This is a genomic window from Methylovulum psychrotolerans, assembly GCF_002209385.1.
GTDB lineage: Bacteria > Pseudomonadota > Gammaproteobacteria > Methylococcales > Methylomonadaceae > Methylovulum > Methylovulum psychrotolerans.
Window position 1 is genome coordinate 2,728,204 of sequence record NZ_CP022129.1, and the last position, 13,243, is coordinate 2,741,446.

General features: G+C 52.5%; 14 protein-coding genes. 13 read left to right on the forward strand and 1 reads right to left on the reverse strand.

All coding sequences use genetic code 11. The features are described from left to right. Window positions 1-7: 7 nt before the first annotated feature. Entirely contained in the window at window positions 8-1,606 is a 1,599-nt protein-coding gene (locus CEK71_RS12420; RefSeq protein WP_088619688.1) for a protein adenylyltransferase SelO, read from the forward strand. A gap of 135 nt (window positions 1,607-1,741) precedes the next feature. Then, window positions 1,742-2,272, forward strand: coding sequence for an SRPBCC family protein (locus CEK71_RS12425; protein ID WP_088619689.1), 531 nt, complete (start codon window positions 1,742-1,744; stop codon window positions 2,270-2,272). A gap of 52 nt (window positions 2,273-2,324) precedes the next feature. Here the strand turns inward: CEK71_RS12425 and CEK71_RS12430 are convergent, their stop codons facing one another. Then, window positions 2,325-2,984, reverse strand: coding sequence for a response regulator (locus CEK71_RS12430; protein WP_088619690.1), 660 nt, complete (start codon window positions 2,982-2,984; stop codon window positions 2,325-2,327). Window positions 2,985-3,357: 373 nt separating this feature from the next. On the opposite strand from CEK71_RS12430, the gene CEK71_RS12435 reads away from it, so the two are divergent. The 11 genes from CEK71_RS12435 to CEK71_RS12485 all read left to right on the forward strand — a co-directional run bounded on the left by CEK71_RS12435 (window position 3,358) and on the right by CEK71_RS12485 (window position 13,143). Further along, complete coding sequence (locus tag CEK71_RS12435) at window positions 3,358-5,166, forward strand: methanol/ethanol family PQQ-dependent dehydrogenase (RefSeq protein ID WP_088619691.1); 1,809 nt, start codon at window positions 3,358-3,360, stop codon at window positions 5,164-5,166. Between the two features lie 66 nt (window positions 5,167-5,232). Continuing rightward, window positions 5,233-6,075: a methanol oxidation system protein MoxJ gene (gene moxJ, locus CEK71_RS12440; RefSeq protein ID WP_088619692.1), complete on the forward strand. Its 843-nt coding sequence runs from the start codon at window positions 5,233-5,235 to the stop codon at window positions 6,073-6,075. Window positions 6,076-6,090: 15 nt separating this feature from the next. After that, window positions 6,091-6,567, forward strand: coding sequence for a cytochrome c(L), periplasmic (moxG, locus tag CEK71_RS12445; protein ID WP_088619693.1), 477 nt, complete (start codon window positions 6,091-6,093; stop codon window positions 6,565-6,567). Between the two features lie 13 nt (window positions 6,568-6,580). After that, window positions 6,581-6,868, forward strand: coding sequence for a methanol dehydrogenase [cytochrome c] subunit (locus tag CEK71_RS12450; RefSeq protein ID WP_088619694.1), 288 nt, complete (start codon window positions 6,581-6,583; stop codon window positions 6,866-6,868). A gap of 234 nt (window positions 6,869-7,102) precedes the next feature. Beyond that, window positions 7,103-8,119 carry an AAA family ATPase gene (locus CEK71_RS12455; protein WP_088619695.1) on the forward strand — a complete coding sequence of 339 codons (1,017 nt, stop codon included), beginning with the start codon at window positions 7,103-7,105 and terminating at the stop codon, window positions 8,117-8,119. A gap of 53 nt (window positions 8,120-8,172) precedes the next feature. Then, window positions 8,173-8,775 carry a hypothetical protein gene (locus CEK71_RS12460; protein ID WP_088619696.1) on the forward strand — a complete coding sequence of 201 codons (603 nt, stop codon included), beginning with the start codon at window positions 8,173-8,175 and terminating at the stop codon, window positions 8,773-8,775. 9 nt (window positions 8,776-8,784) lie between these two features. Next, window positions 8,785-9,639, forward strand: a complete 855-nt coding sequence (locus CEK71_RS12465) for a DUF58 domain-containing protein (protein ID WP_088619697.1) — start codon at window positions 8,785-8,787, stop codon at window positions 9,637-9,639. Further along, a complete protein-coding gene (locus CEK71_RS12470) occupies window positions 9,636-10,583 on the forward strand; it encodes a nonribosomal peptide synthetase MxaA (RefSeq protein ID WP_232463632.1) in 948 nt (315 codons plus the stop codon). The genes CEK71_RS12465 and CEK71_RS12470 overlap by 4 nt, the downstream gene beginning before the upstream one ends. Continuing rightward, window positions 10,580-11,560, forward strand: a complete 981-nt coding sequence (locus tag CEK71_RS12475) for a vWA domain-containing protein (protein WP_088619698.1) — start codon at window positions 10,580-10,582, stop codon at window positions 11,558-11,560. Before CEK71_RS12470 ends, CEK71_RS12475 begins: the two co-directional genes overlap by 4 nt. Next, complete coding sequence (locus CEK71_RS12480) at window positions 11,557-12,117, forward strand: MxaK protein (RefSeq protein WP_088619699.1); 561 nt, start codon at window positions 11,557-11,559, stop codon at window positions 12,115-12,117. Before CEK71_RS12475 ends, CEK71_RS12480 begins: the two co-directional genes overlap by 4 nt. Before the next feature lie 18 nt (window positions 12,118-12,135). Next, window positions 12,136-13,143: a vWA domain-containing protein gene (locus tag CEK71_RS12485; protein WP_332455513.1), complete on the forward strand. Its 1,008-nt coding sequence runs from the start codon at window positions 12,136-12,138 to the stop codon at window positions 13,141-13,143. Window positions 13,144-13,243: the final 100 nt, after the last annotated feature.

Below are 13,243 nucleotides of genomic sequence, written 5' to 3' on the forward strand. Positions count from 1 at the left end.
CTTAGCCATGACCACAAAACTCCGCCTAAACTTTGATAACGCTTTCATCCGCACCTTACCCGGCGATCCTGAACCGCTGAACTTCCGCCGCCAAGTCTTAGGTGCGTGTTATTCTAAAGTGCTGCCGACACCTGTTAGCCAGCCGCAGTTAGTCGTGTATGCTTGGGAAGTGGCGCAATTAGTGGATTTGCCCGTATCCGCCTGTGACAGTGCAGAGTTTGCCCAAGTATTTGCGGGCAATGCCTTAGCAGACGGCATGGAACCTTATGCGCTATGCTATGGTGGCCACCAATTCGGTAGTTGGGCGGGGCAGTTAGGCGACGGACGCGCCATTAATCTGGGTGAAGCTGTCAATGCCGCTGGCGAGCGGTGGACATTGCAACTGAAAGGCGCAGGCCCCACCCCCTATTCGCGCTCGGCGGACGGCTTGGCCGTGTTGCGCTCCTCGGTACGCGAATTTTTATGCAGCGAAGCCATGCACCACTTAGGTATCCCAACCACCCGCGCCTTAAGCTTGGTGCTGACAGGCGATACCGTCATCCGCGATATGTTTTACGACGGCCACCCCAAAGCTGAACCCGGTGCAGTGGTCTGCCGAGTCGCCCCCTCGTTCACCCGCTTTGGCAGCTTCCAACTGTTTGCCGCACGGGGCGACTTAACAGCACTTAAGCAACTGGTGGATTACACCATCACCACCGACTTTCCGCACTTAGGCGCACCCTGCCCGGCCGTTTATCTGCAATGGTATACCGAAGTCTGCCGCCGTACCGCCGAAATGATAATACATTGGCAACGGGTCGGCTTTGTCCATGGTGTGATGAACACCGACAACATGTCTATTTTGGGTTTGACCATAGACTACGGCCCTTATGGTTGGCTGGAAAATTTCGATCTGAACTGGACTCCCAACACCACCGATGCCAGTGGTCGCCGCTACCGTTTCGGCAACCAACCGTCAATTGCTTTTTGGAACCTAGGGCAATTGGCAAACGCCATTTTCCCTTTACTGGAAACCGACGACATCAGCCCTTTGCAAGCGGCGCTGAATAGCTACCAGCAACACTTTGCCGAAGGTTGGCAAGCCATGATGGCCAGCAAACTGGGTCTACAGCAATTTGACCCGGCAAGTGATTATGATCTCTGCACAGACTTATTGACCCTGTTACAAAGCGTCGAAACCGATATGACAATCTTCTTCCGCCGCCTGGCCTTACTGGACAGCCATGCCGACACAAGCGACGACGTGCAACTGATGGCCCCACTGTTAGAGGCCTATTACCTGCCCGAACAGCTTACCCCCGCCTACCAAGCCCAATTGGGCGCATGGTTGCGGGCCTACCTCCAGCGCCTGCGCCGCGACAGCTTGCCGGAAGCACAACGCCGCCAAAACATGAACGCGGTCAACCCCAACTATGTGCTGCGCAACTACCTCGCCCAACTCGCCATAGACCAAGCCGAGCAAGGCGATTTCAGCAAAATCCATGAACTGTTGGAACTGTTGCGCCACCCTTACGACGAACAGCCGGATAAAAGACACTTTGCCGCCAAACGTCCCGACTGGGCCAGACAGCGGGCGGGATGCTCTATGTTATCGTGCAGTTCTTGAGGAGGCGGGCTGGTCAGCCGTTAAATTTCAGCCCGTTGTCAGGCGAAAAATAGGAATTTACCCTGCCAATATCAGGAAATTTGCCCAATATTTTTCAGCTAAAATTATCAATAATAGGCTTTTTGGTTATTGATTATGAACAAATCTGCTTACGCCTGTTTAAGCTTGCTCTGCTTACCCCTACTTAGCTTCGCCCATGGCCCTACCCCGCAAAAAGCCAAGGAAAGCATCACCATTAACGCCCCGGTCGCAAAGGTTTGGGATACCGTCAAACAGTTTTCCGATATTGCCCATTGGCATCCCGATGTAAAGCAAAGCACAGGGGACGGCAAACATGAATCAGGCGGAACCCGTACCCTAACCTTACAAAACGACGGGCAATTAGTTGAGGAACTGGATTTTTATAGCGATAAAGACCACGAATACAGCTACCGCTTAAAAACCGAAAATGCCCAAGCCTTTCCGGTCAGCTCTTATTCCATCACCGTGCAAGTGCTGGCCGGCGATACCGCCAATAACAGCACCGTCTTGATGAAAAGCCGCTTTTATCGCGGCGACACCAGTAACACGCCACCCGCCAACCTGACTGACGAAGCCGCTGTCAACGCAATGGTCAGTTTTTTCAAAAACGGTTTAACCGGCTTAAAAGGCACGGTAGAAAAATAACCGTCCCGTCCATGCGCAACCACCGTCTGTTACGCGTGGACAGTCATTACCCTTACAAAACCTCCTGCGCCGTAATCAAGCCTTGCCGTGTCGCCAATAAGGTCAGCTCGGCAAGCGTTTCCACGCCCAATTTTTCCTTAATCGCCGTACCGTGGTTACACACGGTCTTATAACTCAAACACAGCTTTTCTGCCGCTTTGTGGGTGGTGTAACCATTGGCAAGCAAACAGAACACATCAAATTCCCTAGGCGAAAGCTGTTTGATACGCTCAGAACTGTCCAGCCCCGAAGTCATGGTAATCGCCAATTGCTGGGCAAGTTCGGAGTCGACAAATGTGCCGCCTTGAGCGATTTTACCGACAGCAGTCACCAGAATATCAGGGCTGCTGTTTTTGGTGATATAACCTTTCGCGCCCGCCTGTAAGGCACGGGTAACGTAAACCAATTCGTTATGGATACTGAACACCAATATTTTCGCATGGTTGTCACGGTTAATCAGCCGCCGGATGGTTTCAAAACCACCGATACCGGGCATGGACAAATCCAAAACCACTAAATCCGGCTGATGTTGATTGTATAACTGGCAAGCAGTTTCGCCACGGTCTGCCTCATACACTTGGCCGATATTTTCCGCTAAGGATAAATAGGTTTTATAGCCTGCCCGGACTACAGCATGATCATCCACCAATAACACACTAATTTTTGCCGACACCCTGAAACCCCACTAAGAAAACAATCCGCCTATCATGCCGACTTTTATCGGCGGCGGCTATGGGAGGATTTCCTTTTCTTCGTGCGGTAGCCAAGCCCAGGAGCGCGGGCAAGCTGACAGTCACACTTAATGATTTGCCTTAACGGCATAACGGAATTTTTCCTACCCATTTTCCGTTCTTTTCCCCGTATTTTTACAGGCTTATTCCGTAACGGCAAGACACCTGCCTCCCGTATCATGCCCGTCCAGCATAGCCTGATGTCCGAACAACCCAACAACCCTCCGCTTTGATCAAGTAAGCCAATGGCTTTTGGGTTCTCCGGGCAGAAGGCTAGGCCTTATTGAATAACATAAATAATATTCTGGAGGAATTATGCAGATTTTGAAATTGGCGGTTCTGGTGGGGCGAACCGCATTGGCAACGGGGATTCTCGTGGCGTTAGCGCAACCCGCCCAAGCCAATAAGGAGCTGGACAAACTGTCACGGCAAAACACCAACTGGGTTATGCAGACGAAAGACTACAGCGCCACGCACTTTAGCGAACTCTATGACATCAATGTCACCAACGTCAAAAATCTGAAAGTGGCTTGGTCATTTTCGACAGGTGTCTTAAACGGCCATGAAGGCGGCCCTTTAGTCGTTAACGGCATCATGTATGTCCATACCCCTTACCCCAACAATATTTTTGCTATCGACCTCAACGAGCCGGACAAAATTTTATGGGAATACAAGCCGAAACAAAATCCGGCGGCACGGGCGGTCGCCTGCTGCGACGTGGTTAACCGCGGCCTGGCCTATGCGCCCGAAGGTAACGGCTATCCGGCGACTATTTTCCAAAACCAATTGGACGGGCATATCGTCGCCATTAACGCCAAAACCGGCGAAGTGCTTTGGAAAATGGAAAACTCCGATATTGCTATGGGCTCAACCCTAACCGCTGCCCCGTTTGTGGTGAAAGATAAAGTCATCGTCGGCAGTTCCGGCGCGGAGCTGGGGGTACGCGGTTATGCGACCGCTTACAGCATTAAAGATGGTAAACAACAATGGCGGGTCTATGCTACCGGCCCTGACGAAGACATCAAACTAGCCAAAGATTTCAATAAAGCCAACCCCCATTACGGGCAATTCGGTTTAGGCCTAAAAACCTGGGAAGGCGATGCTTGGAAAATCGGCGGCGGCACCAACTGGGGTTGGTATGCGTTCGACCCTGACCTCGACATGCTCTATTACGGTTCCGGTAATCCTGCCCCATGGAACGAAACTATGCGCCCTGGCGATAACAAATGGACGATGACTATTTGGGGACGCGATGTCAACACGGGCGAAGCCAAGTTCGGCTACCAAAAAACCCCGCATGATGAATGGGATTATGCGGGAGTCAACTATATGGGCTTATCCGAACAAGTCGTCGATGGCAAAAAAACCAAATTACTGACCCATCCTGACCGCAACGGTTTGGTGTACACCTTAAACCGCGAAAACGGCGATCTGGTCAACGCCTTCAAAATTGACGACACCGTTAACTGGGTGAAAAAAGTCGATTTAAAGACCGGCTTGCCCGTCCGTGACCCTGAATACTCAACCCACATGGATCATGAAGCCAAAGGCATTTGCCCATCGGCAATGGGCTACCACAACCAAGGCATCGAATCTTACGACCCTGCCAAAAAGCTGTTCTTCATGGGCATCAACCATATCTGTATGGACTGGGAACCGTTTATGTTGCCCTACCGTGCCGGACAATTCTTTGTCGGTGCCACCTTAAACATGTACCCCGGCCCTAAAGGCACTTTAGGCCAAGTCAAAGCCATGAACTCGGTCACAGGCGAATTTGAATGGGAAGTGAAGGAAAAGTTTGCCGTATGGGGCGGTACAACCGCCACCGCTGGCGACCTGCTGTTCTACGGCACCTTAGACGGTTACATCAAAGCCTTAAATTCCAAAACAGGCGAAGAATTATGGAAATTCAAACTGCCGTCCGGCGTTATCGGCCACCCCATCACCTACCTGCATAACGGTAAGCAATATGTCGCCATTTATTATGGCGTAGGCGGCTGGCCCGGTGTTGGCTTGGTGTTTGACCTGAAAGACCCAACGGCTGGTTTAGGTGCGGTAGGTGCGTTTAAAGAGTTGGCGCATTACACGCAAATGGGCGGCGGGGTCATGGTGTTTGCACTATAACCGTTTAACGGCGTACCGTGGGCAGCCTACTTGGCCGCCCCGATACCCATCAGAAGAGAACCCGAAATGCCATTTAACCTAAAAACCCCTAGCTTACTGTGTTGTCTAGGTTTAGCCATGTCAGTCGCCCATGCCCAAGACAATGCGCTAAAAGTCTGTGCGGCGGAAGATGAGATGCCTTATTCCAACCGTAAAGGCGAAGGCTTTGAGAACAAGCTGGCGCAATGGCTAGGTAGCGAGTTGCATAAAAAAGTGACGTTTGTCTATTGGACAGACCCGCGCTATTACCTGCGCGACACCCTCGATAAAGGCTTATGCGATGTCGCCATCGGTGTCGATACCGATGACCCGCGCGTAGCCACCACTGCCGCCTATTACCGCTCCGGCTATGTATTTATCGCCCGGCAAAGCGACCAGTTAGATTTGTCTAATTGGCATAGCGAAGCCTTGACCAAAGCGCAACGCATCGCCTTTGTGCCGGGTTCGCCCGCCGAAACCATGTTGCGGGCGATTGGGCGTTATAACGACTTGTTCAATTATTCGCAAGAACTGGTCGGCTTCCGCTCCAAGCGCAACCAATACATTAAGTACGAAGCGGAGAAATTGGTCAACGAAGTGTCGTCAGGCCACGCCGAACTTGCCGTCTTGTGGGGGCCATCAGCCGGACGTTATGTCAAAGCGTCGGCAACGCCTTTGACCATGACGGTTATTCCTGACAACAACACCCGCGCCGACGGTGCCAAAGTACCCCACCATTACAGCACGTCAATGGCGGTACGCAAAGGCGATACTGCCTTACTGGCACAATTGGACGGGTTGATCAAAACCCACCCACAGGACATCAAGCAATTGTTAATGGCAGAAGGCATCCCTTTACTGACCGAACAAGGCTTTGCCGTCGTTCCGTAACCCTATAGGACAACCATGACTTTCAAAAGAACCTGCTTGGCGGCATTCGTATTAGGCGCACTGCTGCTGCCTACCGCCCAAGCCGATATTACCCTACACAACGCCATAACGGGCGAAGCGTTGGATTTGAGCTTCGCCAAAAAAGGCGGCAATACCGAAGCCTTCAAGCAATTTATGCAAGACGGCAAAAACCCTTACAACGGCAACCAAGACGCTGTAGCAAAAGGCAAAAGCCTATATATGACCGGCTGTTCCGGTTGCCACGGCCACGAAGCCGAAGGCAAATTAGGCCCCGGCCTAGCGGATGATTACTGGACATATCCGCGCAACGCCACCGACCACGGCTTGTTCGAACTGCTGTTTGGCGGTGCGAACGGCATGATGGGGCCGCAATATGTCAATTTCAACACCGATGAAATGTTACAAATTATGGCCTTCATTCGCGACATTTATAACGGCGACCCAAAAAAGGCCAAATGGCTTAATAAATAACAAGGAGACAACCATGAAACACTTGCTTTTATCCGTGGCGATTCTGGCGGCAGCTAGCGTGCCCTTTTCGGCATCGGCTTATGACGGTACCAATTGTAAAGAACCGGGCGTTTGCTGGGAACCCAAACCCGGCTATCCCGATAAAGTCGCGGGCAGTAAATACGACCCAAAACACGATGTTAACGAACTGAACAAACAAGTGCAATCCGTTAAAGAAATGGAGGCGCGTAACCAAAAACGCCAACAGTATTTCAGCAAAAGCGGCAAATTTGTTTATGACGTAGACGAAATACCCCAGTGATTTGCTAATAACTTGCTAATGCGTTACCCGGCATAAAACCCCAGCCGTACCTTATGCCAATGCTTGAAACAATGCGCCAGCCAATTGCCAAATAACGTGAATTTAGCAACCGGGCGCGTTGTCCCGCCCATTATCGGTACGGGGTTTGCGATAACAGGCATCCATCCTTGGCTTTATGTTGACTAATATAACTCATACGCCGGAAAGTCTTCTTGCCGGCGTTTTTTTACCACTATGACAGATCATCTACTTAACGGCTGGCGCGACAAAGCGTTACAGTTTGAAGACCAGCTCGGAACCCTTGTCATCGGTCAGGCCGACGCTATCCGCCATAGCATCCTAGCGGTGTTTGCGCGTGGGCATGTCCTGCTGGAAGGCAATGTCGGAGTGGGAAAAACCACCTTACTCAGGGCGTTGGCCCAAGGCTTAGGCGGTGCGTACCAACGGATCGAAGGCACTATAGATTTAATGCCCTCCGACCTGATTTACTACACTTATCTCGATAACAACGGCAAACCGCAAGTGGATGCCGGCCCATTATTGAAACAGGGCGAACAGTTAGCGACTTTCTTTTTTAACGAAATTAACCGCGCCCGTCCGCAAGTCCACGCCTTACTGTTACGCACCATGGCAGAGCGGAGCGTACAGGCCTTTAACCGGACGTATCACTTACCCCATTTGCTGGTGTTCGCCGACCGTAACCGTGTCGAAAAAGACGAAACCTTTGAACTGCCCGCAGCGGCAAAAGATCGGTTTATGTTTGAGATCACCATCGACACACCGACGGACGACACCGTTTTACAAGACCTGATGTTTAACCCGCGTTACCACGACACCGACCGTTTATTGGCAACGCTGCCGAGCGGACAGTTGCAATTTGACGCACTCAACGGTATCGCCGAATTAATCCAAAGCCACATCCAAAGCACCGCCGCCCTCAAAGCCTACGCCCTAACCTTATGGAAAGCCTCGCACCGGCCCGCCGAATACGGCATCCGTATAGACGATGTGGACATGGCGGAATTGATCCACGCCGGTGCCAGCCCGCGCGGCATGGCTTATTTCATCCGTGCGGCCAAGGTTCGGGCTTGGCTGGCGGGGCGCGACAACCTGTTACCCGAAGACTTACGCGCGGTTTACCCCGCCACAATGGCACACCGTATCTTTTTCAACCCGATTTATGCCTACCGTAACGACACGCTTATGCCCGCTTTTATCAGCCACATCCTGCAACACATCGCCGCCCCGTGAGCATAGCTAGCATACGCCGCCGCCAACCCCAATAGCCTTTATCATCCGTCTGTATGAACAACAAAATAGCCACCAGCACCGCCACCGCATTCGCCTTAAGCAGCTTAAGTTATGCAGGCTTAGGCTTATTTTTGACTCTTATTGCCGAAGGTTTGGATAACCGCGAACCCGAACCTTACGCTGCCTATTATGTCGGCGCCATCAATGAAGCCATCAGCCCGAAATTTTGGGATTTATTGGTTGTCACCAGCTTGTTACTGCTATGCCTGACCCTGCCCGCCATGTATCTGTCCAAACATAAGCCCGCGTGGTTAAAGCCCGCCCGCTATTTATGCCCAGCCACTTATCGGCTACTGAGCTTAACGTTTATTTTAGGCGCGACCGCTTGGGGCATTTTAGCGGCACAGCTTATCCTTAATCTGGCGGGCGGCCTCTATCCGCAAGCGTGGGGCAACCTGTTCTTAGGCTGTAGCGGTTGGCTAGTCTTATTGATATTGCCATTCCTCAATGCCGCCGTGTGGCTGGTAGGACAAGCCGTCACTCAAGTGGCTAATCCCTTGGCGGATAAATTATTTGCCCATTTAGGCCGTTATCGTTGGCCTGCTTACAGTGTGTTCACAGGCTTGGTTGTGCTGCTCATCGTCAACCAACAATAAGCGGCACAGATGAACCCACGGCCCCCTCAATTATTCCAATACCGCCTGTCTGTGCCTAGCCATCGGCTATTCCCTGGCGGGCATCGCGGCCTTCGCACCAATAACGGCCAATTGTTTAACCGCCATGAACCCTTAATGGCGCATCCCGACCCCAGACGCATTGATTTACGGGCAAGTGTGTTGGATGTGTCCGGCACTTACAAAGTGCGGGCCTATCGGCAACCTAGCGTCTTTGACGTAGTGGTGTTGGCGGATATGTCGGCCTCTATGGGCCAAACCGGCCAAACGCCCCAGCAAACCATCATGCTGGACGGCATCCGCTCCATCGCCCAATCGGCATTCAGTTACGGCGACCGCTTTAGCTTTATCGGCTGCGGGGCAAGCACGGAAAAGCCTTGGTTGCTGGGCAATTGCCGACATCTAGGCAGGCTGCAAGCCTTCGTCCGGCAATGGCAACAGCACCGTTTGACAGCAACCAGCCTGTGCTGGCAACCAGCCCTACCCCATTTACCCCTACAGCGTTCTTTAGTGTTTATCCTCTCTGACTTCCACTTTAACGCTGCCCAGCTAAAAACGCTATTGCAAGCCTTAGCCCGCCATGATGTCGTGCCATTGGTGTTATGGCAGGCTGAGGATTACCTTAACTTACCGAATTGGGGGCTGGTCAATTACCAAGATGCTGAAAGCGGCTCAATGCGGACACTGTTCATGCGCCCAGTCTTACGGCAAAAAATCCTCCAGGCTTTTGCGCAAAGGCGGCAGGACTTGCAACAGCTTTGCCGTAGTTACGGCAACGAGCCGTTATTTCTTACCGACAGTTTTAACCCCATGCAACTACAACGTTATTTTCTGAGCAAGGCATGATGATGCGCTTTAAAATCCGCAGCCAAAGCCTGCTCCAATCTTACCTACCCGCTAGGCTTACCGCCCGCCTGTTGCTGCCGCTATGCTTAGCCACAGCCTGCACGGGTACAACACCGTCGCACAATAACGTTACCTTGCTAGCCCCGCGCCCGTTCGGCTATGTCATCGGCGACACCATCCGCCACCGCCTGATTATTGACACCCACAACGGTGTACAACTACAGCGTAACAGCCTGCCCAAACTAGGCCCTATTAACTATTGGCTGGACTTAACAGACCTGACAGTAAACGCCCAACCCCGCAACGGCGGCTTCCATTACGAAATTGACCTGCTCTACCAAGTCTTTTACGCCCCGCTGGAAGTCAAAATGTTAAGCATACCCAGCTTTAACCTGCCTTTAGCGCAAGGCAGCAATACCGCCACACAAACCGTTCCCGCTTGGCATTTCACCGTATCGCCGTTACGCGAATTGGCGGTCAGAAAAGATAATGGCGGCGACTATATGCGCCCGGATACACCCGCCCCGTTTCTCGACAACACCGTACTGTTACAAGGCTTGTTACTGAGCACGCTGACCGTACTGGCTAGCGCCGCCTATTTGGCCTATCTCTACGGGTATGTGCCGGGCTTTCCAAAACGCTCCCTCTTCAAACAAACGGGCAAAAAACTGGTTAAATTAACGGACGCACAAATCGGCGAAGCCTTAAGCCTATTCCATCAGGCTTTAAACACCCTCAATGGCACACCCGTCTTTCAAGCAGGATTGACGGAATTTTACCGCCAGCATCCGCCTTATCGGCTAGCCGAAGAGCCGTTAGCAACGTTTTTCCAAATGTCAAACCAACATTTTTTTGCCGACGGCATCGCCAACCCCATCGGAGCCTTACATGCCTTACGGCAATTGTGTAACTTATGTTTAGCCATTGAACGGGGACAACGATGAGCTTGGCATTTACCACACCTTGGCTATTGGCAGGTTTAGGCTTAGCGCTATTGCCCTTAACCAACCCTGGCATACGCCCCACTCCTTACGCGTGGCTGGAAATGTTGCCCGCCGACCCGCTCTCGGGCCTAATCGCCGCCGCCTTACGGTTATGCGCGGTGCTGGCATTGACGGCATTAATCTTAGGCTTGGCAGGCCTGCACCGCACAGAGCAAAGCCGCGAGCGTATCGGTCACGGGGCCAATATCGTCCTGTTGCTAGACCGCAGCAACAGCATGGACAACACCTTTGCGGGCAAAGCCCCGGACGGTTCCGAAGAATCCAAAGCGACGGCAGCGCGACGCTTGCTCAGTGACTTCAGCCAACAACGCCCGCACGACTTATTCGGCATCGCCGCCTACAGCACTGCCCCGCTCTTTGTCTTACCGTTGACCGCCAATAAACCGGCGCTACAAGCGGCGATCAACGCCACGGCCACCCCTGCCCTAGCGTATACCCATGTCAGCAAAGGTCTGGCAATGGCCTTAGATTTTTTTGCTCAACCCAACCTGACGGGGTCGCGTATCGTGCTGTTGGTTTCGGACGGGGCGGCAGCCATAGACCCTGACAGCGAATTGCGCTTGCGCCAGTATTTCAAACAACAACAAATCCGGTTGTACTGGCTATTTTTGCGTACCGCCAACAGTCCGGGCATTTTCGACCTACCCCAAGAGGCGCGTGACGATAACGCTCAAGCCATGCCGGAACGCCATCTGCACTTGTTTTTTAGTAGCTTAGGCATCCCGTATCAGGCTTACCAAGCCGAAAATCCCGATGCCATGCGCCAAGCCATTGCCGACATTAACCGCCTGGAACACGCTCCCCTGCATTACCGCGAACGTATCCCCCAACAGGATTTGTCCGGCCTATGCTATCTCTGGGCAACAGGCTTGTTGGCCCTATTGTTAACCGCTAAATTTTGTGAGGCACAACGGTGATAAGACCCCTAACACATAAGCTCTTAATCGGCGTGCTGCTCATTAGCGGCGGGGTAATGGCGGCACAATTAGGCGCATTATTAAGTATCGCCCACAGCAATGGCCTGATTGCCGATTTCAATGCCGGACACACCAACAAACTGAGCAGCTTCGGCACTGCCGCCCCGGAAGTCCGTCTGGCACAAGCCGTATCTTGGCAAAAACAGCGGCGTTACGAAGAAGCCTTGGCCTGCCTGAACGGATTGCTTGATACCCCAGACCCGGCGTTGCAGGCCACGGTACGCTACAACCTCGGCAACCTATATCTGGCTCAAGCCGTTGCCAAAACTGAAGCCGCCGCATTTAATGACGCAATCCCTTTAGCCAGTTTAGCGAAACAGGCTTACCGTCAGGCTTTAGCCTTAGATAGCCATTATTGGGATGCCAAATATAATCTGGAGGTCGCCATGCGTTTATTGCCGGAAATGGCGAGGATTAATAGCGAGGATGACCGCCCCTTTAACCAAACCTCACAGCTTTGGACGACTGTGCCAGGGTTCCCCAGAGGCTTACCGTAAAGCCGCTACCCCTACATTATGCCCGCTTTTTATCCGCACAATACCCTGTTAACCGACAAACTGCCCATGTTTTCAAGCAAAACTTATCAAGATTACCGCTTTTTCTGTCTCGCCTTCGCTGTGCTGGCCATGCTGGCCTTATGGGTACGCCCCACGCAAGACCAAGCACGACCCGTCTATAACTACACCTTCATCATTGACATTACCCGGAGCATGAACGCCACCGATTATAAAATCGGCGACCAACCCGTCAGCCGCTTGCAGTATGTGCAATACAGCCTGCGCGGCCTATTGGCAAAACTACCCTGCCAGTCGAAAATTGGCTTAGGACTGTTTACCGAACGCAGGGCAACGTTATTGTTTGAGCCTATCGAAGTCTGCCAAGGCTTTAATGAAATCGACACGGCACTAGCCAAAGTGGATTGGCGCATGGCTTGGGCCGCCGACAGCCGTATCGCCAGCGGCTTGCTCAACAGCCTGACCCTGCTGCAACAGCGTGACACTAATCTAGTATTTATGACCGATGGCCAAGAAGCCCCACCCGTCAACCCACGCTACCGTAGCGACTTTTCCGCCCTGAAAGGCAAAGTGCCGGGCATGATTGTCGGGGTCGGCGGCCTGCAAGCCGTGCCTATCCCAAAGTTTAACGCACGGGGCGAACCGGATGGTTTCTACCGCGCCGATGATGTCCCCCAGCGTTCGACATTTGGCGAAGCGGATCTGAATCCTGAAAAAATCCCCGGTTATAACGCCCGCAACGCCCCGTTCGGCGACGCAACCGCTGTTGGCAACGAACACCTGTCCGTCTTACAAGAAAGCTACCTCCAAGACTTAAGCTTGGCAACCGGGCTATATTACCAGCGTTTAACCAGTGCGGACGCGTGGGCGGATGCCCTGCAAAGCCCGACTTTCGCCAAGCAACAAAGGCTTCACGTCGATGTGCGCTGGCAAGCAGCAAGTGTGGCTTTATTCTGCTGCCTGCTAGTGTATGTGCCGCTTGGCAAGATGCGGTTAAAAGCCGTTTAGTAGCCAGTTTATAAAGCCCCCATCATCTCACCGTAATAAATCTACCCTTCTTATAGCCCGCTCCATAACAGCGCCGTTAATTTATAGCTATTTAACTGTG